Source organism: Corynebacterium yonathiae (assembly GCF_027570195.1).
Classification (GTDB): domain Bacteria; phylum Actinomycetota; class Actinomycetes; order Mycobacteriales; family Mycobacteriaceae; genus Corynebacterium; species Corynebacterium yonathiae.
In genome coordinates, this window is the sequence record NZ_JAKMUZ010000013.1 from 56,791 (window position 1) to 81,001 (window position 24,211).

A 24,211-nucleotide genomic window follows, 5' to 3' on the forward strand; every position below is an offset into this window, starting at 1 on the left:
TGGGGAGGGAGAATTAGCAGGTAGGGTAGTAGCCATGAATTTGGATTTTGACTCTGCCTTTACTGAACGCACTCCGCGCATTGTTAATGCAGCTAAGCTGCACCGTGCGGCTAACCGGAAAAAGGCGAAGCAATTCCTCATTGAGGGAGAGAATGCGGTAGACGCGGCGGTATCTACTGGAGCTGCAGTCGACGTTTTTGTTACTGAGAAGGCGGCAGCGCGTTTCGGCGACATCATCACTGCATGCGGCTACATGGGAGTGTACGTTCATCCCATCACCGATAAGGCGGCTAAGCACCTTTCCGATACCGCCACTACCACTGGACTCTTTGCGCTTTGCAAGCCGGTGCTCTGGTCCGCGGGCAAAATCCTCAACGGCAAACCAAGCCTCGTTTCCGTTCCCGTGCTCACTTCTGAGCCCGGAAATGCCGGCACCTTGATTAGAACCTCGGATGCAATGGGTGCCGATGGTGTCATCTTTGCAGGTGAGACCGTCGATCCCCTCAGCTGCAAGGTAGCGCGCGCTTCGACCGGCTCGCTGTTTCACGTTCCTGTCGCGCGGGACCCCAATATTAAAGACGTGCTGGGGCAATTGCGTAAGTCGGGCATGCAGATTGTGGCAACTGCTGCCGACGGTGAAGTGAACCTAGCGGAGGCAGATCTGTCCCAGCCAACCGCGTGGCTATTTGGTAATGAGGCGCATGGACTCGGCGAGCTGCTGGAGGAGGCAGATATGCGGGTGCGCATTCCCCTACGCGGACGCGCAGAATCCCTCAACCTGGCAACTGCTGCAAGCATTTGTCTTTATGAGTCGGCTAAGGCGCAAGACCCTAGCTAAGTTGATCCCGAATGGAAAGGGGGTCCCTGGGGCGGTCGGTCTAGGTGCAACAGAGTAAGATTGCACTCGTTAGTTTTCGCGCGAGAAGAAGGTACGAAGTACGTGTCCGATACACCGCAGATCGAATTGACCGAAGAGGCTCTTGGGGCCGCGGCCGATAAGGCTATCGCAGCCTTCGATGCAGCCGAAACGCTAGATGAGTTGGCTGCCGCCCGCCGCGAGCACCTAGGAGACGGCGGCTATATTCCGCAGGCTCGCCAGTCGTTGGGGCAGCTGCCCAAGGACCAGCGCAAAAGCGCCGGCAAAGCGGTTAACATGGCCCGCGGCAAGATGGAAAAGCGCTTTGCCCAGGTTAAGGATGTTTTGGAGCAACAGGCTCGCGAGGAGCAATTGCGAGCAGAGACCGTAGACGTCACGATTCCCACTACCCGCACGCAAACCGGTGCCCTGCACCCGATTACCGCATTGTCTGAGCGCATTGCGGACATATTCGTAGGTATGGGTTGGGAAATTGCAGATGGCCCAGAAATTGAGGCGGAGTACTTCAATTTCGATGCCCTGAACTTTAAGCCTGATCACCCGGCTCGTACCTTGCAGGATACGTTCCATGTTTCGGCTGAGGGTTCTAAGCAGGTGCTGCGTACGCACACCTCTCCGGTCCAAGTGCGAACCATGTTGGAGCGGGACGTGCCGCTCTATATTGCCTGCCCGGGCCGCGTATTCCGCACCGATGAACTTGATGCCACCCACACCCCGGTCTTTCACCAGGTAGAAGGATTGGCCGTGGATAAGGGACTGACTATGGCCCACCTTCGCGGTACGTTGGAGCACTTGGCCAAGGTGCTATTTGGACCAGAGACCACCACGCGCATGCGCGTGAATTACTTCCCATTTACCGAGCCCTCCGCCGAGGTCGATGTGTGGTTCCCCAATAAGAAGGGCGGCGCCGGCTGGATCGAGTGGGGCGGCTGCGGCATGGTGAACCCCAATGTGCTTCGCGCCGTAGGCGTCGACCCTGAGGAATACACGGGCTTTGCCTTTGGCATGGGCCTTGAACGCACGCTGCAGTTCCGCAATGGCTTGACCGATATGCGCGACATGGTCGAAGGCGATGTTCGCTTCACTCTGCCATTCGGCGTACAGGCCTAAAACCCAGAAAGGATAGACACACTAATGCTTATTTCCCAAGACTGGGTCACCCGCATCCTGGGCGCTAAGAACCCTGGTTGGAACGTTTCCGCTGCCGATATGGATTCCGGATTCGTGCGCGTTGGTTTTGAAACCGAGGGCTACGCCGCCATCCCAGAGAGCACCGGTCCGCTGGTTATCGGCCAGGTCGTAGAGATCGAAGAACTTACGCAGTTCAAAAAGCCCATTCGCTATTGCCAGGTCAACGTAGGCCAGGCCAATGGTACGGGTGAGCTGCAGGGCATCATTTGTGGCGCTCGCAACTTCCGCCTGAATGACTATGTCGTCGTGGCCCTTCCAGGCTCCGAGCTTCCTGGCGGCTTCAAGATTGCGGCACGCGAGACCTACGACCACATTTCAAATGGCATGATGTGCTCCGGCGCTGAGCTCGGCTTGGGCGCGCAGGCCAATGGCATCATCGTCCTAGGCGATGAGGTTGCCGATAAAGTAGGCGAAGATGCCCGCTCGATTATTGGTTTGTACGATACGGACTTTGACGTCAACATTACTCCGGACCGTGGCTATGCGCTCTCCGTACGCGGATTGAGCCGTGAGATTGCCTCCGCGTTCGATCTTGAGTTTGCCGATATTGCCAAGGATCCTTCCTTAGCTGGCGTTGATACTTCCGCCGTGCCGGCGGCGCAGGGTTCGCTTCTCGACGTCACTGTAAATCCCGAAACCAAGGCGCAGCGCTTCGGTCTCCGCAAGGTCAGCGGCATTGACCCCCAAGCACGCACCCCATTTTGGCTGGAGCGCGAGCTTATGCTCTGCGGACAGCGCAGCGTGAACCTGCCCACCGATATTACTAACTATGTGATGTTGCTTTTGGGCGCCCCAATGCATGCCTTTGATGCCAATGTGATCCAAGGCAGCCTCGTTGTCCGTAACGCGGACGAGGGCGAAAAATTCGAGACGCTGGACCATATAAAGCGGGAACTTTCCGCAGAAGACGTGGTCATCTGTGATGACACTGGCATCCAGTCTTTGGCCGGTGTCATGGGCGGTACTACCTCTGAAATTTCGGCGGAGACCACCGATGTGGTCTTTGAATCGGCTATCTGGGATCCGATTACTGTTGCGCGCACCTGCCGCCGCCATAAGCTGTCTTCCGAGTCCTCTCGTCGCTTTGAGCGAGGCGTGGATCCAGCGATTGTAGAAGTCGCCCTAGATACCGCTTGTGCGCTGCTGCAGCAGCTGGCAGGCGGCACCATTGAGGAAGGCCGTACGCTTATCGGGGACGTCGCCAAGCCCGAGCCCATTTCTCTGCGCACCGCAAAGGCCAGCGAATATGCAGGCGTGGACTACGTCCGTGAGACCGTTATTTCCCGCCTAGAGGAAGTTGGTTGCACCGTTGCGGACGAAGGCGAGCGGCTCCAGGTAACACCGGCAACGTGGCGCACCGATATCTCGATGGATGTTGACCTCATCGAGGAGATACTGCGTCTGGAAGGACTGGAGGATATTCCCACCGTCCTGCCAACCCCGGCTGGCGGCCGCGGGCTGGCCCCAGCGCAGAAGCGTCGCCGTGCTATTGGCCACGGCCTAGCCTATGCCGGCTATGCAGAGGTGTTGCCCGCACCGTTCGTAGCCAATGACACCTTCGAAGTGTGGGGCCTAGACAAGGACGATGCCCGCCGGCGCACCGTTGAGGTGCAAAATCCGCTGGAAGCGGATAAGGCCATCCTGTCTACGACGCTGCTGCCTAATATGCTAGAAGCTATCGGCCGCAATGTTGCGCGCGGCCGCAGCGACCTCGCCCTGTATGGCCTGCAGCAGGTGGCGTTTAAGCGCACTGATGCATCACCTATGCCGTCTGTAGCGCAGCGACCTTCTGAGCAAGTTATATCCGAACTCCTCGAGACCCTTCCTGAACAGCCGTTGCACGTGGCTACGGTGGCTACCGGCAATATCGAGCACGAAGGTCCGTGGGGCGAGGGCCGCGCATATAGTTATGCCGATGCGATCGAATCTGCCCGTCAGGTTGCTCGCGCTGCCGGTGTGGATATCGAACTGGAAGCAGCGCAAGTTCTGCCGTGGCACCCGGGCCGCTGTGCCGCTGTGAAGGTTGCCGGCACCGACGTGGTGTTGGGCCATGCCGGCGAGCTACACCCGCAGGTCTTAGAAGCTCTGAATCTGCCGGCACGCACCTGCGCTATGGAGCTGGATATCACCGCAATGCCGTTGGGGGAGAAGTTCCCCGCCCCGGTGCTGTCCTCGTTCCCGGCTTTGCATCAGGATATTGCCCTCGTAGTAGATGAAGATGTCCCAGCCGAGCGTGTACGTGTCACTGTGGAAGAGGGAGCGGGCGAGCTCATTGAGTCCGTGGAACTTTTCGATATCTTCCGTGGTGAGCAATTGGGTGAGGGCAAGAAGTCCTTGGCGTTCCAGCTCTTGTTCCGCGCTGCGGATCGCACGTTGACCGATGAAGAGGTCAACGAGCACCGCACGGCGGCAGCGGAATTGGCTAAGCAGCGTCTGGGCGCAGAGATGCGCGCATAACTAGCGCGAACGAAGGGGCGGTGAGATATAACTCACCGCCCCTTTTTTTCATACATTTTTTCATCTTAATTGAGCGCAATTACCTGCAACGTTGCTTAATTTGCATGAATAACATACGACTGAGTGTATTTATTGCTATAGTCGCCACTATGACGATTTCAGTAGCAATAGCAGGGGCCACCGGATACGCAGGGAGCGAGATCCTCCGTTTGCTGTTGTCGCACCCAGCGTATCTAGGTGGGCATCTTCGCATTGGCGCGCTAACAGCCCATACCTCGGCCGGTAAGAACGTGGCAGAGCTTATGCCGCACCTTCCGCAGCTGGCAGATCGCGTCATTGCGGATACAACCATTGAAAACCTCCGCGGACATGACATCGTCTTTCTGGGCCTTCCACACGGTCACTCTGGTGCGATTGCGCAGCAGGTCGGGCAGCGGACGACGGTGATCGATTGTGCAGCCGATTTTCGCCTCCGCAGCAAGGCGGATTGGGAGAATTTCTACGGCGGTGACTATTCCGGCAGCTGGCCCTATGGAATCCCTGAGGTCCCTGGCAACCGGCAAGCGCTGCGCCGTACCAACCGAGTAGCCGTGCCGGGGTGCTTTCCTACGGCAGTAACCCTCGGTGTTCTGCCAGCAGTAGCGCACGGGCTCATTGAGCCCAGCCTCACGGCTATCGCTATCACCGGTGTGTCCGGCGCGGGCAAGAAAGCCTCTGTGGCGCAGCTGGGCGCGGAAACCATGGGAAACCTCAAGGCTTATAAACCTGGCGGGACGCATCGGCATACCCCAGAAATCCTGCAAAACCTGCAGCCATTTGTCCAAGAAGAGCTCACTGTGAGCTTCACACCCGTTCTCGCCCCCTTAACGCGAGGGATCCTGGCGACGACTACGGCGGAGCTCAAAGAGGGCATCGGCAAGCGTGAGGTAGAAAGCGCATTCGGTGAATTTTATGCCCAGGAACCGTTTTGTCGCGTCCTTCCTGCCGGGCAGCAGCCCGAGACCCAAAACGTAGTGGGAACCAACATGGTCCATATTCAAGCTCATGTGGATGAACGCGCCAGACGCCTGGTGGTCACCGCAGCGCTGGACAACCTGTGCAAAGGGACAGCCGGCGCCGCCGTGCAATGCATGAATCTAACACTTGGTTGGGAAGAAACCCTGGGTCTGCCGCAAGCGGCCGTGGCCCCATAAGAACTAGGAGAGAACAATGTCTACAGCTGGAATTACCGGACCCGCCGGATTTAGTGCCGGCGCCACTACAGCGGGGATTAAACCCTCCGGCAAACCCGATATGGCCCTAGTGGTCAATAACGGACCGCGGTTCGATGCAGCCGCAGTATTTACCCGCAACCGTGTGGTGGCCTCGCCGGTGAAACTATCCCGCAAAGCAGTAGCCGATGGTCAGCTTGCCGCGGTCATCTTTAACTCTGGGAACGCTAATGCGTGCAATGGCGCGCAGGGTGATGCGGACGCTTCCGCGTTGGTGGGCAAGGTGGCCCAGACCTTGAGCCTTCCGGAAGGAGATATTGCCGCCTGCTCGACGGGGCTTATTGGTGATCCCTTGCCTATGCAGAAGGCGTTGGCTGGAGCAGCTTCCGTGACGAAGGACTTGGGTACGAGCGCGAATCATGCCCACGCAGCGGCCGAGGCAATTTTAACCACCGATACCGTGACCAAGGAAGCAGCCTATGCCGGAGACGGTTGGTCGGTGGGGGCTATGGGTAAGGGGGTGGGCATGATGGCTCCCTCGCTAGCGACGATGTTGGTGTGTATTACTACCGACGCCACCGCTAGTTCCTCTGCTCTACAAAGCGCCTTGAATAAGGCCGTGTTGCAGACCTTCAATACCCTCGACGTAGATGGATCTACCTCTACTAATGACACGGTGATCCTCATGGCCTCTGGGGCTTCGGCTGTTTCGCCCAGCCAAGAAGAGCTGGATAGGGCGGTGCTCGCGGTTTGCGCGGACATAGCGGATCAACTGCAAGCAGATGCGGAAGGCGTAACTAGACGCGTCAAGATTACCGTGGAAGGAACCGCTACCGACGATCAGGCACTTAACGCCGCGCGTACTTTGGGTCGCGACAACCTGTTCAAGTGTGCCATGTTTGGCTCTGATCCGAACTGGGGCCGCGTCCTCGCGGCGGTGGGAATGGCAGACGCCGAAATGGATCCGGAAAATATCTCCGTGTACTTCAATGACCAGCCGGTCTGCCGGGCATCGACGGGGGTACCTGGGGCGCGCGAGGTGGACCTTAGCGGAACCAATATTGAAGTTCGGGTGGATCTAGGCACGGGAGGTGCGGGGTCTGCCTTCGTGCGGACTACGGATCTTTCCCACGCCTACGTGGAAATCAACTCGGCGTATAGCTCCTAGGGAAACGATGAGAATGTGTAGTGGACTGAGTGACCAAGAGCGCGCCACTGTTCTAGCGGATGCCCTCCCATGGCTCCAGCATTACCGTGACACCATCGTGGTAGTGAAATACGGCGGAAACGCCATGGTGGATGAGGAGCTAAAAGCCGCCTTTGCTGCGGATATGGCCTTTTTACGCACCGTTGGTGTCCACCCCGTGGTTGTACACGGCGGCGGACCACAGATTAACTCCATGCTGCGCAAGCTTGGTCTTGAAGGGGAGTTTCGGGGCGGATTCCGCGTCACCTCACCGGAGATTATGGACGTGGTGCGCATGGTGCTCTTTGGGCAGGTGGGCCGCGGATTGGTCAACCTTATCAATTCGCATGGCCCTTATGCGGTGGGAACCTCTGGTGAGGACGCAGGACTTTTCCGGGCCACGAAGAGGTTGGTGGAAGTCAATGGTGAACCTACCGATATCGGCATGGTGGGAGAGATTGTGGAAGTCAACCCGGCGGCGGTGATGGACATAATCGAGGCCGGACGCATCCCGGTGGTCTCGACTATCGCTCCAGGAGATGATGGCGCGGTTTATAACATCAACGCCGATAGTGCGGCGGGTGCTTTAGCCAGCGCGATTGGGGCGGAGCGCTTGGTCATCCTCACCAACGTGGAAGGCCTTTATACGGACTGGCCGAACCGCGAGTCTCTCGTCTCCAAGATTGAGTGTGGCCAGCTTTCCAAGCTTCTTCCGCGATTGGACTCAGGCATGATCCCCAAGATGGAGTCCTGCCACAAGGCAGTACAGGCTGGGGTATCGGCCGCACATGTTATCGACGGCCGGATAGGCCATTCGGTGCTCCTGGAGCTTCTGACACCAGGCGGTGTCGGAACCATGGTGCTGCCGGACGACTATGACAAACACAATTATCCCGAAGGGACCATCTTTAGGAAGGATGATGAGAAATGAACAAGCCACAGAGCTTGACTCAAAGGTGGCCGGAGACGATCGTGGCTACCTATGGCACTCCGCCTATAGCCTTAGTCTCCGGCCAAGGGGCGACGGTCACCGACGAGCAAGGCGCCACCTATATCGATCTGCTTGCTGGTATCGCTGTTAACGCTTTGGGCTATGGCAATGAGCAGGTAGCCCAGGCGGTGTCCCACCAGGCACGTACCTTGGTACATGCTTCGAATCTCTTCGCTACTCAACCGGTACTCGATGCCGGAGCGAAGCTGATCCAGCGCGTGGGAGACGAAAGTGCCCGAGTCTTCTTCTGCAACTCCGGCGCTGAAGCTAATGAGGCCGCATTTAAGCTTGCCCGCTTGACTGGTCGGCGTCGAATCTTAGCTGCCGAGCATGGCTTTCACGGCCGCACCATGGGGGCACTTGCCCTCACCGGGCAGCCGGATAAGCAACGTTCCTTCCATCCGCTGCCGGCAGGGGTGGAGTTCTATCCTTTCGGGGATGCGGAATACCTGCGTCAGCTGGTAGAACAAGACCCCAACGACACCGCAGCCATCATCCTTGAGCCTATTCAAGGAGAAACTGGCGTTATTCCGGCCCCTGCGGGATTTCTGCAGGCGGTCAGCGAACTATGCGATGAATACGGCATTTTGTTCATCGTTGATGAAGTGCAAACCGGAGTGGGCCGTACCGGTACCTTCTTTGCTTATGAGTCAGAAGGCATCCAGCCGGACGTCATCACCATGGCGAAGGGGCTGGGCACTGGCGTGCCCATTGGCGCAACCATCGCGCGCAGGCGCGCGAAGGAGCTTTTTCAACCCGGTTCTCATGGCACTACCTTTGGCGGTAACCCTGTGGCCTGCGCTGCTGCGAACGTAGTGCTAGACACCGTGGATGCGGAGTTTCTGGCGGAGGTGGCTCGGAAAGGGGACTATCTGCGGCGTGGGATTGAGAACATACCGCTCATAGATTGCGTGCGCGGCAGGGGCCTAATGCTGGGCCTTGTATTACAAGAGCCGGTGGCTAAGCAGGCTGTTCGGCTTGGGCTTAGCCGTGGGCTTATTCTCAATGCTCCCAACGAGAATGTTCTTCGACTTACCCCGCCCTTGGTCATTTCCCAACACGAACTAGATACAGCACTAACAACTCTTCGGACTATTTTGGAGGAACTGGCATGAGCCTGCGACACTTTTTGGCTGACGACGATCTCAGCCCACAAGAACAAGCAACCGTTTTGGACCTAGCTGAAAAGCTAAAGAAAGATCCCTTTGCAGAACGACCTCTAGAGGGGCCCCAGACCGTGGCGGTGCTCTTTGATAAAACGTCCACGCGTACACGCTTTTCCTTTGAAACCGCCGTAGCGAATATGGGGGGCAAGGCCATTACCGTCGATACTTCGACCACCCAGATGGGGAAGGGGGAATCTTTCCAAGATACGGCCGCGGTGCTGTCGCGGTATGTGGAGGCTATAGTCTGGCGCACGTTTGAGCACGAGAATCTGCTCCAGATGGCGGAGACTGCCACCGTGCCTTTGGTCAACGCACTTTCCGATGACCTGCATCCCTGTCAGATTCTGGCTGACCTGCTGACCTGTCATGAGAACCTAGGGGAGCTTACGGGCAAAAAGGCGGTTTACCTGGGCGATGGGGATAACAACATGGCCAATTCTTATATGATTGGCTTTGCGACGGCCGGTATAGACGTCACAATTATCGCGCCCGAAGGATTCCAGCCACGTCAAGAATTTGTTGACCGGGCACGCAAGCGGGGCAATATTACCATTACTGATGATGTCAACGAAGTAGAAGGCGCAGACGTGGTAATCACCGATACCTGGATTTCTATGGGGCAGGAAAATGATGGCCGGGACCGGCGTACGCCGTTTCTGCCATATCAGGTTGATTCGACCATAATGAGCAAAGCACATAAGGATGCAATATTCTTACATTGTTTGCCGGCGTACCGTGGAAATGAGGTCACGGCTGATGTTATTGATGGCCCGCAATCCCGTGTCTTTGATGAAGCGGAAAACCGTCTGCACGCACAGAAAGCGCTTCTAGTCTGGTTGCTCAAAATAAATAAGGAGATCAACTAAGTAATGAACACCCCGACCACTCGCAATGCTCGGCAGGCCAAGATCCTGGAAATTTTGGATCGCAATCGCGTCACCAGCCAGGTGCAACTTTCCGAGCTGCTTCTCGCAGATGGTATCGACATCACGCAAGCCACGTTATCCCGTGACTTGGATGAGTTGGGGGCGAAGAAGGTAAAGCGCGATGGTGGTCGTTCCTATTATGTGGTCGGCGGTGAGCTAGAGCAATTTGAAGATCAGGTAGGCGGCCCCCGCGAAAAATTACGACGGATGCTCGATGAGCTGGTGGTATCCCATGACTCCTCCGGAAATATTGCGATGCTGCGTACGCCAGCCGGCGCGGCCCAGTATCTTGCCAGCTTCATTGACAGGGTGGGGTTGCATGACGTCATCGGTTGTATTGCCGGAGATGACACTATCTTCGTCCTGGCGTGCGAGGGGGTTACGGGCGCTGAGCTAGCAGTGACGCTCACTACCCGGAATATTTAAGCGGCGGTGGTGGTAATCCACACTATGGTCGTATATTATGTACTTAAATGAATTGTTTCCAATAGAGCAAGGAGATCTAGCATGTCCGCACGCGTAGTCTTGGCCTACTCTGGTGGCCTCGATACTTCCGTTGCCATTCCATACCTGGCAAAAATGACCGGCGGTGATGTTGTTGCCGTTTCCCTAGACCTAGGTCAGGGCGGCGAGGATATGGAATCGGTGCGCCAGCGTGCACTTGATTGCGGTGCCGTAGAGTCCATCGTCATTGATGCTAAGGACGAATTCGCAGAGGAATACTGCGTTCCCACCATCAAGGCAAACGGCATGTACATGAAGCAGTATCCCTTGGTATCGGCCATTTCCCGTCCGCTCATTACCAAGCATCTGGTAAAGGCCGCCCAGGAATTCGGTGGCACCCACGTCTCCCACGGCTGCACTGGCAAGGGTAATGACCAGGTACGCTTCGAAGTTTCGTTCCGTGCTCAGGATCCGTCCCTGGAAATCATCGCCCCGGCACGTGATTATGCCTGGACTCGCGATAAGGCCATCGCCTTCGCCGAAGAGATTGATCTGCCGATTGAGCAGTCTGCTGCCTCGCCATTTTCCATCGACCAGAACCTGTGGGGCCGCGCCGTCGAAACTGGATTCCTAGAGGATCTGTGGAACCCGCCTACAAAGGACCTATACGCCTACACCGAGGACCCTGGTCTGGGCAATGCCCCGGATGAAATCATTATCTCCTTCGAAAAGGGTATCCCAGTAGCGGTCGACGGCCAGAAGATGTCTGCGCTGCAGATTATTGAAGAAGTCAACCGCCGTGCAGGTGCGCAGGGAATTGGACGCCTCGATATGGTGGAGGACCGCTTGGTGGGCATCAAGTCCCGCGAAGTTTATGAGGCGCCGGGTGCAATGGTTCTTATTCAGGCCCATGAGGCTCTCGAGGATGTCACTGTGGAGCGCGAGCTGGCACGCTACAAGCGCTTGACCGATGCTCGTTGGTCCGAAGAGGTATATGACGGACTTTGGCACTCGCCGCTCAAGCGTTCCCTGGATGCCTTCATTGAGGAGTCCCAGGAAAACGTCACCGGCGATATTCGTCTGAGCATGCACGCGGGCTCCGCTACGGTCACCGGTCGTCGTTCTGGCCAGTCCCTGTACTCCTTTGACCTGGCCACTTATGACACCGGCGATACCTTCGACCAGACCGCTGCCAAGGGCTTTGTGCAGCTGCACGGCTTGTCTATCCAGATCTCTAACCAGCGTGACCGCGATGGCGGTTTCCCTACCAGCGCTCAGAAGTAGTAGCACATGGAACCACATAAGACTAATGAGGGTGCCTTGTGGGGCGGCCGCTTTTCTGGCGGCCCCTCTGAGGCCATGTTTGCCCTATCCGTATCTACGCACTTTGACTGGGTGCTCGCGCCTTATGACGTGCTAGCCTCCAAGGCGCATGCCAAGGTGCTGCACAATGCGGGCTTGCTTTCCGACGACGACTTGGACACCATGCTCTCCGGCCTCACCGAGCTAGGGGAGAAGGTCGCTTCCGGTGAATTCCGCCCAGCACCGACGGACGAGGATGTCCACGGAGCGATGGAGCGGGGGCTCATCGAGATTGTCGGCCCAGAAGTAGGAGGTCGTCTGCGTGCTGGTCGCTCCCGAAACGATCAGGTGGCGACGCTGTTTCGGATGTGGGTGCGCGATGCCATTCGCGATATCACCGCTCAGGTGAGCGACTTGGTGGACGCCTTGGCGGAACAAGCCGAGGCCCACCCGGACGCCATCATGCCGGGTAAGACTCACTCGCAGGCCGCACAGCCGATTCTTTTGGCACACGAGCTTTTGGGCCATGCTCAGCCGCTTCTGCGTGATATCGAGCGTTTGCAGGATCTAGATAAGCGTTTGGCAGTATCGCCATATGGCTCTGGCGCGCTTGCTGGGTCCTCCCTCCAGCTCGATCCGGAAGCCATTGCGCAGGAACTTGGATTTGAAGCCGCCGCGGAAAACTCTTTGGACGGTACCGCGGCCCGCGACTTCGCCTCTGAGACGGCCTTCGTTTTGGCCCAGATCGCGGTCGATATGTCCCGCCTTTCGGAAGAAATCATCTATTGGTGCACACCGGAATATGGCTACGTCACTCTTGACGATGCTTGGTCGACCGGCTCGTCCATCATGCCGCAGAAGAAGAATCCGGATGTACCGGAACTCACCCGCGGTAAGACCGGCCGCCTTATCGGCAACCTCACCGGATTTTTGTCCACTCTGAAGGCACAGCCGCTGGCTTATAACCGCGATCTGCAGGAAGACAAAGAGCCCATCGTCGACTCGGTATCGCAGCTCAACCTGCTGCTGCCGGCAATGACCGGACTCGTATCGACGCTTACTTTCCATGAAGACCGCATGCGCGAGCTTGCGCCGCGCGGGTTTACTTTGGCCACCGATTTGGCCGAATGGATGGTCCGCCAAGGCGTACCCTTCCGCGAAGCACACGAGGCTTCCGGTGCGTGCGTGCGCATTGCCGAAGAGCGAGGAGTGGATTTGGTGGAGCTTAGCGATGAGGAATTGGCGGGCGTCGACAAGCGGCTAAAGCCAAATGTCCGTGAAGTTCTCACTATTGACGGGGCGGTGGCCTCTCGTGCTACCAAGGGTGGCACTGCTGGTTCCCGCGTGGCTGAGCAGCGCGAACAAGTTCGCGAGCGCGTCGCTGCTGCCCGCGCTTGGGCGCAAAGGCCCCTTCGCTAACTAATGCGACCTCTAAAAACCGCATGACCCCGTGGTCATGCGGTTCTTTTATGTCTAGGTGTGGGGGGAGGGGATTGATCCCTATTCCCAACCTGCCAACTGCGTTGTTGAACATAATGGGGGTACTGGTGATATGGATTACAGTATGTTGCGTTAGTATCTTTGCAGAGAATGTGACTTAGCAGACGCATTCCCCGCAATGAAAGGACGATCTCTCCTATGACAGTAAATTCTCCACCGCCCACAGCTGGGCCGCATGAGAATGAGAAGGCGGTTTACGCCTCGGAAGACCATGGCTTGCAAAAAGGCATGGGAAATCGCCAGCTGCAGATGATTGCTATCGGTTCCGCAATCGGTACCGGTCTCCTCTTGGGCACCGGGAGCCGCTTACAAGATGCCGGACCGTTCCTAGCGGTGCTGTACCTTATTTGTGGTTTCTTCGGCTATATCATCCTGCGCTCTCTAGGCGAGCTCATCGTCTACCGCCCTAGCTCGGGCTCCTTCGTTTCCTATGCCCGCGAGTTCTACGGCGAGAAGACCGCATTCGTTACAGGCTGGCTGTACTGGGGAAACTGGGCCATGACTTTGGTGGCGGATGGCACAGCCGTAGCCATCTATATCAAGTGGTTTAGCCAGTACACCTCGTGGCTTGATGCCATCCCGCAGTGGACGCTCGCACTCGTAGTCATTTGCGGCATTCTGGTGTTCAATATGCTATCGGTGAAAATCTTTGGCGAGCTGGAGTATTGGTTCTCTCTGATTAAGATTGTTGCGCTGATCATCTTCATGTTGGTGGCGATCGGTGTCCTCATCTTCGGCCATCCGAGTGGTGATCCCACCGGCTTTAGCCTTATTTCCGATACCGGCGGTTGGCTACCTAATGGCCTTATGCCTGCCGTAATCGTTATCCAGGGTGTTGTTTTCGCCTACGCTGGCATTGAGCTCGTTGGTACCACCTCTGGCGAAACCAAGAACGTAGAAAAGCACATCCCGCGTGCGGTCAATAACGTGTTGCTGCGCATCTTGATTTTTTACTTCGGCTCCGTGCTGTTGTTGACCCTCGTATTGCCGTACACCGAATACGTTGCAGATGTATCTCCGTTCGTGACCTTCTTTGAGTCGCTCGGCGTTGGCGCAGCCGCACCGATTTTCCAGTTGGTAGTTATTACCGCTGCAATTTCTTCGCTCAATGCCGGTCTCTATTCCACCGGCCGCATTATGTACAACATGTCCACCTCCGGCTCGGGCCCGAAGTTCGGCGCGCGCATGTCTAAGTCGGGCGTGCCTTATGGCGGCATCGTTATGGCCGCGATGGTGGGCTTGGTAGGCGTCTTTCTCAACTATGTGGTGCCGGAGATGGCCTTCGAAATCGTACTTAACCTTGCAGCCTTGGGCACCTTGGCTTCTTGGGGCGCAGTTGCGCTCGCGCATCTAAAGTTTGTGCGTCTGTCCAAGACCGGGAGCTACACCCGCCCGGGTTATCGCTCGCCATTCGGCGAAGGCGGAGACTGGGCGGTGCTGATCTTTATTGGTCTGGTCATTATCCTGATGGCCTTTGATTATCCAATCGGCACCTATGCGCTTGCGTCGACTCTGCTCCTTGTTCCGGTCTTTATGGCAATGTGGTACGCATGGCGCGACCGCATTCGCACCATTGCGGAAGAGAGGAAGGCGAAGCACTTGCCAACTTCTAGCTTCCCGGCCGCACCTCAAACAGACCTACACCCAAAGAAATAGGAAAGGAATTCTAATGAACCACGCTGTTAAGTTTGTTGACGTAGAAAATATGGCGCGTTGGATTCAGCGCGAAGGCGTAGAAAACATCATTACCGGAATGGTGGATTACCTCGAGGCTGACTACCGCGAGTGGGAGCGCTTTGACAAGATTCCGCGCGTTGCCTCTCACACCCCGTTCGGCGTCATTGAGCTCATGCCAACGTCCAATGGCAAGGAGTATTCCTTCAAGTACGTCAACGGTCACCCGTCCAATCCTGCCCGTGGCTTCCAGACCGTTACCGCCTTTGGCGTGCTTGCCGACGTCGACAATGGCTACCCCACCTTCGAAGCCGAGATGACGTTGCTTACTGCACTGCGTACCGCCGCAACCTCCGCCATGGTAGCCAAGCACTTGGCGCGCAAGGACTCCAAGCGCATGGCCATGGTCGGTGCCGGCTCCCAGTCCGAGTTCCAGGCGCTTGGCTTCCGCGGCGTGATGGGTATCGAGGACATCACCATTTATGACATCGATCCTGAGGCGGTGGAGAAGTTCAAGCGCAACCTGGAGCCGCTGGGCTTTAATATCACCGCCTGCTCCAGCGTCGACGAGGCGGTTCTGGGTGCAGACATCATCACCACCTGTACCGCAGACAAGGCGCAGAACCAGATTCTGGCTGAGCGCCACGTCGCCCCAGGTGTCCACCTGAACGCTGTGGGCGGCGACTGCCCGGGCAAGACCGAGCTGGAGAGCTCCATCCTGGACAAGTCCAAGGTCTTCGTGGAGTTCCCGGAGCAGACCCGCATCGAGGGCGAAATTCAGCAGAAGCCGGAAGACTTCCCGGTTGTTGAGTTCTACCAGGTGCTCACCGGCCAGGCTACCGGCCGCGATGACGATGAGCAGATCACCCTCTTTGATGATGTCGGATTCGCAATCAACGACTTCTCCGCGCTGCGTTACCTGCGTGATTCTGTCAAGGGTACCGACTTGGAGTCCGAGATCGATATCATTGCCAACCCGGATGATCCCAAGGATCTCTTCTCCTTGGTTGCCAACGTACCGTCCCTGCTTTAAGGCGAAGATGGGGTAGAGGGATTTTACTTCTCCCTCTACCCGCAGGGATTAGATGTAAGAGTCTTGACCCAAAGTTGCTCGAGGTACTTGTCCGTCCGCAGGACAAGGGCCTGTTGATATATCCGGAAGATAAGCAAGTCCTTGTCAATGAGCGTTCCTAGCATTGCCTACCCCATTGAAGATGACGTTCCAGTAATTCTGGTAGGCCACGCGAGGAAATGGCCCTCCTGAATCTGGATTCTATGTAAAGTCTGGATACTCTGTGCTAAGCAGGTGACTCCCCAGCACCTTTTTATGAATCCAACGCGAAGTTCAAGGTGGACCTACCGGAAAACCCGAATCACCTTGTCATCGACATCATTGACTAACTAGTGCTTAGGTATTCCGTGGAACGCTGCGGGCTGGCTTGTTATGCCGCCTGCGACGTTTAGCATATTAATACCACGCTGTTTTGCATCCGCGGCGAAGGTCGAGATGAAGTTGGCCGATCGCTTGCCGGAAGCACAGTATACCCACGCTTTGCGCTGCCCTTCGGCCTGCAGGGAATCGAGCAGGCAGCGCGCCACCTCTGGATCGTCCTGCCACACGGAGGTTGGTAAATGGTAATGCTCTGTGCCGGCAGCAAAAAAGAAATCATCTATGGCAGCCTCCCCGGCCTCGCGCACGTCGATGGCCGCGGCACCGTCGCGCAGATCTTCGAACATCTCGGGGGCAGTGGCAGCGGCAGCATCGGCATCCGGCACGGCACAAGCTGCGCTACCGTAGTCTTGCTGCAGCTGTGTGGTTAGCTCGCGTGCCGGGTCGTGGGGCACGCGGAAGTGAGTGATGGAGGCGGTCAGGGCATCGTAGATGCTCAACAAGCCCACCCGGTCGTGGTTCATGCCGGTTGCGAACTGGATTAGCTCGGTGGACATCAAGCCCGCGACCACGCTGGTGGTTACGCCCAGCACACCGGCGGTGGCGCAATCCGGCACGGAATCTGGGTCGGGTTGCAGGGGATAGAGGTCGCGCATGCCCACGCCGGACTCGGCGCCGGGCCCAGACCACCACACTGCGCAGTCGCCCCGGTAGCGAAGCACCGAGCCCCACACCAGCGGGGTGCCTGTGATCTCCGCAGCATCCGCTGCTAGGAACTTGGTGGCAAACGTGTCAGAACCATCCACTAGGATGTCCACCCCACGAAGGTAGCCCACGGCATTGTCGACGGTAAAACGGTCGCGAATCGCATGTACTACGATGCCGGTCTGCAGCTGCCGGAGCTTTTCGGCGGCGACGTCCACCTTGGGCCTTCCCACATCGTGGGTGCCGAACAGGATCTGGCGGTGGATGTTAGTGAGATCCACCGTGTCGTCATCGATCACAGAGATTTCGCCAACACCGGCGGCAGCTAGCTGCTGCATCAGGGGGCAGCCCAATCCGCCAGCGCCGATGACGAACACGTGGGTGCCGTACAGCGCCTCTTGCTGGGGGATGCCGAAGCCAGGCAATAGGGTTTGGCGGGCTACTCTGTACAACTCTTCGCGGGGCAGTGGGCTCATTACAGGACTTTGTCTTCCCAGCTAGCCAACCCCTCGAATGATGACGAGGCCACGGCGTGCTGCCGTTTCGGAATGCGGCCAGCTTGCCGGGCCAACCGGCCACCTTCCACGGCGTATTTCATTGCAGTGGCCATCGCCATGGGGTCCTGGCAGCGGTTAATAGCACTCGCTAAAAGCACGCCATCGCAGCCCAGCTCCATGGCCAGTGCAGCATCGGAGGCCGTGCCCACACCGGCATCCAGCAGCACGGGAACATGGGTGCGCGAACAGATCAGCTCGATGTTGTGCGGGTTCAGGATGCCTAGGCCCGTGCCGATGGGCGAGCCTAAAGGCATCACCGCTTCCACGCCCACGTCTTCTAGACGCTTGGCGACGATCGGATCGTCGCTGGTATATGCCAGCACCACAAATCCTTCAGCAACCAGCATCTCGCAGGCATCCACGAGCTCTACCACGTCGGGCAGAAGCGTATGGTCATCTGCGATAACTTCCACCTTCACCCAATTGGTGCCCAGCGCCTCGCGGGCTAGCTTGGCGGTTGTTACTGCGTCCCGAGCGGTGCGGCACCCAGCAGTGTTGGGCAGCACGTCAATGCCCAATCGCTGCAAGAGCTCGAAGATGGATTCCCCACCGGTGCTAGCGCTCGTGGCACTGTGCCTACGCATGGCAACGGTGGTCAGCTGTGTACCGCTGGCAACTAAGGATTGTTCCAACATAGCCTGGCTACTTGCCCCGCCGGTTCCCATCACTAGGTGCGAATCGAATTGTTTATCTGCGATAGAAAGCATGAGTAAAGCCCTAACCGCCCTGCACGGCGATCAGGATATCCATTTCATCGCCGTCGGTAACTTCATAAGACCAGTCGCTGGCCGGGATCACGTCGCCATTGATGGCCACGGCGACGCCTTTCGGCGAGGCATCGCCGGTCTCTGCTTTTACGACGGCAGCGACGGTGATATGCCCCTCGCTGCTGCGGCGCTTTCCATTAAGCGTGTACTCCATGGTGCTTATTCCTTTCTTTTGTGGCTATCGGGGTGGGCTGTATCGGGCGTGGCGTAGTGGATCGCAGGCAGAGATGTCTATCTCCAACCCGTTGGCGGGGTAGGTGCCCAACCCCAACTGGGCACCTACCTTAGCCCCAAAGGCGGACAACAGGATTCCGTGGCGGAAGTAGCCGGTGGAGATCACCAGCCCGTCGCGTACCTTGCCAAGGTAGGGCAGATCATCTGGTGTGCCGGGCCGGGCGCCGACGATGGCTTCGATGAACTCGCAATCCTCTAACCCAGGAACCACGCGGATGGCGTCTCGAAGAAGCGTGTGCACACCGTCTACAGAAGGACCTTTGCGGTTGTCTTCGCGGCTGGTTGCACCGACGGCGATGGTGCCATCGGTGCGGGGGATGACATAAACCGGCCGGTCCTCCACGAATGCGCGCACCACTCGGGTAAGCGGTTCGCCACTGGTGTGCACCAGCGCGTCTGGGACCCGCAGCCGCAGCATGTCACCGTACACCGGCCGTAGCGCTAGGGGATTGACACCCTCGAACCAGCCGTCTACGTCCTTGGCACCTAGCCCGTTGCAGAGATAGACCGTGTCACCGGTGGCCACTCGGTCATCGGTGAGCTGTACATCGTGCCCGTTGATGCGCGTTGCGGCCGTCGCCACGAAGCGAACTCCGGCTTGCTGCAGGTAGTCCAACAGGCATGCGCTGAACATGCGCGGGTTGATCTGATGGTCGCCCGGGATTTCCACTGCCGCCGCCAACTGGGGGCTTAGCCCCTGCTCTAGCCTTCGGGCTTGCCGTAGTGTCAGCGCCTGGGCATCCATACCGTGTCTTTGCTGCAGCGCCAGCAACTCGCGGATGTGCACGCCATCGGCGCGGTCGGCACCCACCACCAGGGTGGATTCACTGCGGTGCCCGGTCGGTGCGGTAGTTTTCTTACCCAACCTGGCCAGCAGGTGGGGGAACATCTCGCCCGAAGCCATCATCAGCGGGTACAGCGGTTCTTGCCGGTATTGCACCTCCGCAACCGGCGCCAGCATGCCACCGGCCACGAACGTGGCACCGCTAATGGGCTGGGGATCGACCACGACGATTTCTTGTGGGGATACGCCCGCTTCCACCAATTCGAATGCCGTGGCCAGTCCGATGATTCCCGCGCCAATGATGGCGTGCTCCGCGCGTAGCTTCTGACTATCGGGGTGGTTGCCCGGGCTGAGAACAGTGTTATTCATGTGAACCGATTGCTGCATTCCCGTTCACCCGATCGAAAGCTTGCACAACCGTGGTCGCCAAGGTAGTCGGATCATCGGAGTCCATAAAGGCACGCACAATCGCCACACCAGACACACCGGTTTGGGCCAGTGCTGCGGCATCGGTGGCCTGTACATCGCCGATTGCCACGACCGGAACGGCCGAGGCCGCCACGAGTGGGGGATAGCCTTCCAACCCCAGCGGAGTGCGGCGGGAGATTTTCGTCGGGGTGGGGCGGAACGGACCGGCACCGATGTAGTCGATCACATCTGCGTACTCGTTAGCGTCCTGCACTAGCTCTAGGGTTCCGGTGGTCAGCCCGATGATCGCATCTTCGCCAAGAATCTGCCGAGCCAGGTGCGGGTTCAAGTCGTCTTGGCCGATGTGTACGCCGTGGATGTGGTGATCATCCATTAGGGCGGCCGCTACATCCACTCGGTCATCGATAAGCACCTTCGTTGCCGGATTGGCTTCCTCGACTGCCGCGGCAACGTCGATAGCTAGGGCGGTCAGATCGCGCACGCTGATGGGCTTGCTGCGAACTTGAATCACGCCCGCACCACCGGCGGCCGCTGCCGCGGCAACCTGGACGACCTTTTCCTGCGGTGCTCCCGTAACGTGGTAGCACCGCAGATCCAGGTGGCTACCCTGCGCAGCAGGGCGAGGATTAGCGCTCACTGGGGATCGCTGCTTCCTTCTCCAGATCCTCGGCCACTTCCTTGGCCTCATTGCGGTCTAGATACAGCTTGGATCCCGCACGGCGGAACTCCTCGGCCATTTCTTCTTCGCCTTCGGTATTAGTGACGCGTTCTTCGTCTACACTCTGGCGACCGAAGCCTGGCAAGCCGAGGTCCTTGACTAGCGTTTGCTTCTGGTCGGTGGCCAGAGCCTCATCGATCTTGTCACCGAATGCGTCGCGGATGTCCTGGCTGATCCGCATGGAGCAGAACTTAGGTCCACACATCGAGCAGAAGTGAGCGGTCTTTGCCGGCTCCGCGGGCAGAGTTTCGTCGTGGTAGGACTGGGCAGTATCCGGGTCTAGGGACAGGGCAAATTGATCGTGCCAGCGGAACTCGAAGCGCGCCTTGCTCATCGCATCGTCCCACTCGTGGGCGCCAGGGTGGCCCTTGGCGACGTCGGCGGCGTGGGCGGAGACCTTGTAGGTAATTACACCGGTCTTCACGTCGTCCTTGTTCGGCAGGCCAAGGTGCTCCTTCGGGGTGACGTAGCACAGCATTGCGGTACCTCCCATGGCGATATTGGCCGCACCGATGGCGGAGGTAATGTGGTCGTAGCCAGGCGCAATATCGGTGACCAGCGGTCCCAGGGTATAAAACGGTGCGCCGCCGCACCATTCCTGCTCTTTTTCATTGTTAACCTGCACCATGTTAAGCGGCACGTGGCCTGGGCCTTCGACCATGACCTGAACGTCGTACTCCCAGGCGCGGTGGGTTAGCTCGCCGATGGTCTTCAGCTCAGCGAACTGGGCTGCGTCGTTGGCATCGGCGATGGAGCCTGGGCGCAGGCCGTCGCCCAGAGAGAACGCAACGTCGTACTTGGCGAAGATCTCGCACAGCTCGTCGAAGTTCTCGTACAGGAAGGACTCCTTGTGATGAGCCAAGCACCAGCCGGCCATGATGGAACCGCCGCGGGAAACGATGCCGGTTACGCGCTTGGTGGTCAGCGGCACGAAGGGCAGGCGTACGCCGGCGTGGATCGTCATGTAGTCCACACCTTGTTCGCATTGTTCGATCACGGTATCGCGGAAGATTTCCCAGGTCAGGTCCTCGGCCACGCCGTCGACTTTCTCGAGTGCCTGGTAAATCGGCACGGTACCGATCGGTACCGGGGAATTGCGCATGATCCACTCGCGAGTGGTGTGAATGTCGTTACCGGTGGATAGGTCCATTACGGTGTCTGCACCCCAGCGGGTGGCCCAGCGCAGCTTGTCTACCTCTTCGCGGATGGACGAGGTTACCGCGGAGTTACCGATATTGGCGTTGATCTTCGTATTGAAGGCATTGCCGATGATCATCGGCTCAGATTCCGGGTGGTTGATGTTGTTCGGGATGATCGCCTTGCCGGAGGCAACCTGCTCGCGCACCTTTTCTACGTCGCAGTGTTCGCGCAGTGCGACGTATTCCATCTCCGGGGTGATAATACCCTGGCGGGCGTAGTGCATCTGGGTTACGCGCTTGCCCTCCTTGGCCCGCAGCGTCTGGCGGCTAGCGCCTTTCCATTCGTCACTGGCCTCGCCACGTTTGAGGGCGCGGTTACCGTCATCCAACAGGTTGCGGCGCCTGCCCTCGTAGGCTTCTACATCACCGCGGGCTTCGATCCACTCACTGCGCAAAGCCTCCAGGCCCTCGGTCGGTTCGGCCCAGGGGCCGCGAGTGCGGTAGAGCTTCTGCGGTGGATTCGGGCCCGTTGGGGAATCGTCCAGCTGAACTTCGGTTTCCGGCACCTGTAGGGTGAAGGTCTTGCCGAAGGATTCCACCTGCTTTTCGATGGGGGCGAAGCTGTGCTTCGGGTGGATTTCCGCACCATATTCGTCATTCGGGATGGTAGTGCGGGTGTGCTGTGTAGACGGATCCGTCATAAAAGTCTCTCCTCATTCTTCCTTCGCTGGTACTAACCAGGCAGGTTCTAGCGGTACTCGCGCGGGGATTACAGCGCGATCTCAGCTCGATACCTCGAGCGCCCGTGTTCGGTTGCACTTCCTACTGTAACGCACAGCACCCGCGTGTTAAGTCCTAGGGCGGACGGTTGATTGGGCAGTCTCAATGAGCAAAGTAGAAAAGCGGTAAACAACTACAGAGAGTCACTCGGTGGGATGGCTGGGGCACGGGTTAGACTTAGCAGCATGATTGATCAGAAGCTCCTAGAGATCCTCGCGTGCCCGATCGACAAGCAACCGCTGGAGGATCACGGCGACTATTTGGTTAACCCCAGGCTGAACAAGGCCTATCCGGTGCAGGACGGCATTCCGGTCCTGCTGGTGGACGAGGCTAAGGACTGGCCCATTGGGGCCAAGTAACTAAAGCCACACGCTCTGGAAAAGCAGACACTTAGATAATTAGGGAACAGGGGAGCACCTACGTATGACTAACAACACGAACATTGTTGACGAACTGGAATGGCGCGGGCTCATTAACCAGTCCACGGATTTGGAGGCTTTGAAAGAGGCCACAGAGAACCCGATCAGCTTGTACTGCGGTTTCGATCCGACGGGAAGCTCGCTGCACGCTGGGCACCTAGTACCACTGATTATGCTGAAACGCTTTCAGCAATTCGGCCACCGTCCAATCGCGCTGGCCGGCGGTGCGACGGGAATGATTGGTGACCCACGTGATGTTGGGGAGCGTTCTATGCTCACGGAAGAGCAGATCGCAGAGAATATGCAGATGATCAAGACCCAACTTGAATCTTTCGTGGACTTCACCGATGAGAGTGACGTTGCAAGCCCAGCGGTGATGGTGAACAACGCGGACTGGATTAGCCAGATCAACGTCATCGAGTACCTGCGCGATATCGGTAAGAATTTCTCGCTGAATACCATGCTGGACCGCGATACGGTTAAGCGCCGCTTGGAGTCCGATGGCATTTCCTACACTGAGTTTTCCTACATGCTGCTGCAGGCTAACGACTTTGTGCACCTGCACAATGAGTACGACTGTGTCCTGCAGATTGGCGGTGGCGACCAGTGGGGCAACATCGTTTCCGGTGTGGATCTGAACCGGCGCGTGAATGGGGCGAAAGTCCACGGCCTGACGGTACCGCTGGTGACGGATGCCGAGGGTAATAAGTTCGGCAAATCCACCGGCGGCGGCAAGCTATGGTTGGATCCGCAGCTGACCAGCCCATACTCCTGGTACCAGTACTTTATTAATGCTGGAGACGCGGTGGTTATCGATTACCTGCGTTGGTTTACCTTCTTGACTCAGGAGGAGATCGCGGATCTGGAGCGCAAGGTAGAGGAGGAACCCTACAAGCGTGAGGCGCAGCGAGTGTTGGCGCGAGAAATGACCACACTGGTCCACGGCGCACAAGCCACCGAAGCAGTGGAGCTGGCCTCTCAAGCTTTGTTCGGTAAGGCGGAGTTACAGGATTTGGACGAGGCCACGCTGTCTTCTGCATTGCAGGAGACCGAGGTAGCGGAAGTCAGCTCGGATGCCACGATCCTGGATCTATTGGTAGGTGCGGGATTGGAGAAATCGAAGGGTGCCGCGCGCCGCACTGTGGGTGAAGGCGGTGCATACGTGAATAACCAGCGCATCGAGAACATCGAATGGTCGCCGTCTTCCCAAGACCTCCTGCACGGCTCGTGGCTGGTATTGCGCAAGGGCAAGAAGCGCTTCGCTGGGGCACGGGTTGTGAATCCTTCCTAATGCCGTCACGCTTCCTGTCAATAAGGTAGCTACATGATCCCTTGGTAACGGTTATTGGCCATTTACCAGGGGG

21 protein-coding genes and 1 pseudogene are annotated in these 24,211 nt (G+C 57.9%); 16 read left to right on the forward strand and 6 right to left on the reverse strand.

The annotated features are described in order from the left end of the window. The first annotated feature begins 34 nt into the window (after positions 1 to 34). From L8V22_RS07845 to L8V22_RS07910, 14 genes and pseudogenes are all read left to right on the forward strand, one after another. The gene (locus L8V22_RS07845; RefSeq protein WP_238801852.1) at positions 35 to 838 is read left to right on the forward strand and encodes a TrmH family RNA methyltransferase; all 804 of its coding nucleotides are present in this window, start codon (positions 35 to 37) and stop codon (positions 836 to 838) included. Positions 839 to 940: 102 nt separating this feature from the next. After that, on the forward strand, positions 941 to 1,987 hold the full coding sequence (gene pheS / locus L8V22_RS07850) for a phenylalanine--tRNA ligase subunit alpha (RefSeq protein WP_238801853.1): 1,047 nt from the start codon (positions 941 to 943) through the stop codon (positions 1,985 to 1,987). A gap of 24 nt (positions 1,988 to 2,011) precedes the next feature. Beyond that, the gene (pheT, locus tag L8V22_RS07855; RefSeq protein ID WP_238801854.1) at positions 2,012 to 4,525 is read left to right on the forward strand and encodes a phenylalanine--tRNA ligase subunit beta; all 2,514 of its coding nucleotides are present in this window, start codon (positions 2,012 to 2,014) and stop codon (positions 4,523 to 4,525) included. Positions 4,526 to 4,674: 149 nt separating this feature from the next. Continuing rightward, on the forward strand, positions 4,675 to 5,718 hold the full coding sequence (gene argC / locus L8V22_RS07860; protein WP_238801855.1) for an N-acetyl-gamma-glutamyl-phosphate reductase: 1,044 nt from the start codon (positions 4,675 to 4,677) through the stop codon (positions 5,716 to 5,718). Positions 5,719 to 5,734: 16 nt separating this feature from the next. Then, positions 5,735 to 6,904 (forward strand): bifunctional glutamate N-acetyltransferase/amino-acid acetyltransferase ArgJ, encoded by a 1,170-nt coding sequence (gene argJ / locus L8V22_RS07865; protein WP_238801856.1) that lies wholly within the window; start codon positions 5,735 to 5,737, stop codon positions 6,902 to 6,904. A 13-nt stretch (positions 6,905 to 6,917) separates the two neighbouring features. Next, positions 6,918 to 7,853 carry an acetylglutamate kinase gene (argB, locus tag L8V22_RS07870; RefSeq protein WP_238801870.1) on the forward strand — a complete coding sequence of 312 codons (936 nt, stop codon included), beginning with the start codon at positions 6,918 to 6,920 and terminating at the stop codon, positions 7,851 to 7,853. Beyond that, on the forward strand, positions 7,850 to 9,028 hold the full coding sequence (locus L8V22_RS07875; protein WP_238801857.1) for an acetylornithine transaminase: 1,179 nt from the start codon (positions 7,850 to 7,852) through the stop codon (positions 9,026 to 9,028). The genes argB and L8V22_RS07875 overlap by 4 nt, the downstream gene beginning before the upstream one ends. Next, entirely contained in the window at positions 9,025 to 9,945 is a 921-nt protein-coding gene (gene argF, locus L8V22_RS07880; RefSeq protein WP_238801858.1) for an ornithine carbamoyltransferase, read from the forward strand. Before L8V22_RS07875 ends, argF begins: the two co-directional genes overlap by 4 nt. 3 nt (positions 9,946 to 9,948) lie before the next feature. Continuing rightward, positions 9,949 to 10,431, forward strand: a complete 483-nt coding sequence (locus L8V22_RS07885) for an arginine repressor (protein WP_238801859.1) — start codon at positions 9,949 to 9,951, stop codon at positions 10,429 to 10,431. A gap of 81 nt (positions 10,432 to 10,512) precedes the next feature. Continuing rightward, the gene (locus L8V22_RS07890; RefSeq protein WP_238801860.1) at positions 10,513 to 11,733 is read left to right on the forward strand and encodes an argininosuccinate synthase; all 1,221 of its coding nucleotides are present in this window, start codon (positions 10,513 to 10,515) and stop codon (positions 11,731 to 11,733) included. Positions 11,734 to 11,739: 6 nt separating this feature from the next. Further along, on the forward strand, positions 11,740 to 13,170 hold the full coding sequence (gene argH / locus L8V22_RS07895; protein WP_238801861.1) for an argininosuccinate lyase: 1,431 nt from the start codon (positions 11,740 to 11,742) through the stop codon (positions 13,168 to 13,170). 219 nt (positions 13,171 to 13,389) lie between these two features. Next, positions 13,390 to 14,907: an amino acid permease gene (locus L8V22_RS07900; RefSeq protein WP_238801862.1), complete on the forward strand. Its 1,518-nt coding sequence runs from the start codon at positions 13,390 to 13,392 to the stop codon at positions 14,905 to 14,907. 13 nt (positions 14,908 to 14,920) lie between these two features. Then, on the forward strand, positions 14,921 to 15,958 hold the full coding sequence (locus tag L8V22_RS07905) for an ornithine cyclodeaminase (protein ID WP_005323253.1): 1,038 nt from the start codon (positions 14,921 to 14,923) through the stop codon (positions 15,956 to 15,958). A 47-nt stretch (positions 15,959 to 16,005) separates the two neighbouring features. Continuing rightward, positions 16,006 to 16,189: pseudogene (locus L8V22_RS07910) on the forward strand (Trm112 family protein). 137 nt (positions 16,190 to 16,326) lie between these two features. On the opposite strand, the gene L8V22_RS07915 reads toward L8V22_RS07910, so the two are convergent. From L8V22_RS07915 to thiC, 6 genes are read right to left on the reverse strand one after another with little or no spacing between them, the layout of a single operon-like run. Next, on the reverse strand, positions 16,327 to 17,496 hold the full coding sequence (locus L8V22_RS07915; protein WP_238801863.1) for a ThiF family adenylyltransferase: 1,170 nt from the start codon (positions 17,494 to 17,496) through the stop codon (positions 16,327 to 16,329). Then, positions 17,496 to 18,284, reverse strand: coding sequence for a thiazole synthase (locus L8V22_RS07920; RefSeq protein ID WP_023021625.1), 789 nt, complete (start codon positions 18,282 to 18,284; stop codon positions 17,496 to 17,498). The genes L8V22_RS07915 and L8V22_RS07920 overlap by 1 nt, the downstream gene beginning before the upstream one ends. 10 nt (positions 18,285 to 18,294) lie before the next feature. Then, complete coding sequence (gene thiS, locus L8V22_RS07925; RefSeq protein WP_238801864.1) at positions 18,295 to 18,498, reverse strand: sulfur carrier protein ThiS; 204 nt, start codon at positions 18,496 to 18,498, stop codon at positions 18,295 to 18,297. 24 nt (positions 18,499 to 18,522) lie between these two features. After that, positions 18,523 to 19,731: a glycine oxidase ThiO gene (thiO, locus tag L8V22_RS07930; RefSeq protein ID WP_238801865.1), complete on the reverse strand. Its 1,209-nt coding sequence runs from the start codon at positions 19,729 to 19,731 to the stop codon at positions 18,523 to 18,525. Then, positions 19,724 to 20,389 (reverse strand): thiamine phosphate synthase, encoded by a 666-nt coding sequence (locus L8V22_RS07935; protein ID WP_238801871.1) that lies wholly within the window; start codon positions 20,387 to 20,389, stop codon positions 19,724 to 19,726. The genes thiO and L8V22_RS07935 overlap by 8 nt, the downstream gene beginning before the upstream one ends. 28 nt (positions 20,390 to 20,417) lie before the next feature. Then, positions 20,418 to 22,349, reverse strand: a complete 1,932-nt coding sequence (gene thiC / locus L8V22_RS07940; protein WP_238801866.1) for a phosphomethylpyrimidine synthase ThiC — start codon at positions 22,347 to 22,349, stop codon at positions 20,418 to 20,420. Between the two features lie 264 nt (positions 22,350 to 22,613). On the opposite strand from thiC, the gene L8V22_RS07945 reads away from it, so the two are divergent. Together L8V22_RS07945 and tyrS are read left to right on the forward strand one after the other, a co-directional pair. After that, on the forward strand, positions 22,614 to 22,787 hold the full coding sequence (locus L8V22_RS07945; protein ID WP_238801867.1) for a Trm112 family protein: 174 nt from the start codon (positions 22,614 to 22,616) through the stop codon (positions 22,785 to 22,787). A gap of 64 nt (positions 22,788 to 22,851) precedes the next feature. Beyond that, positions 22,852 to 24,138, forward strand: coding sequence for a tyrosine--tRNA ligase (gene tyrS / locus L8V22_RS07950; RefSeq protein ID WP_238801868.1), 1,287 nt, complete (start codon positions 22,852 to 22,854; stop codon positions 24,136 to 24,138). The last annotated feature ends 73 nt before the right edge of the window (positions 24,139 to 24,211 follow it).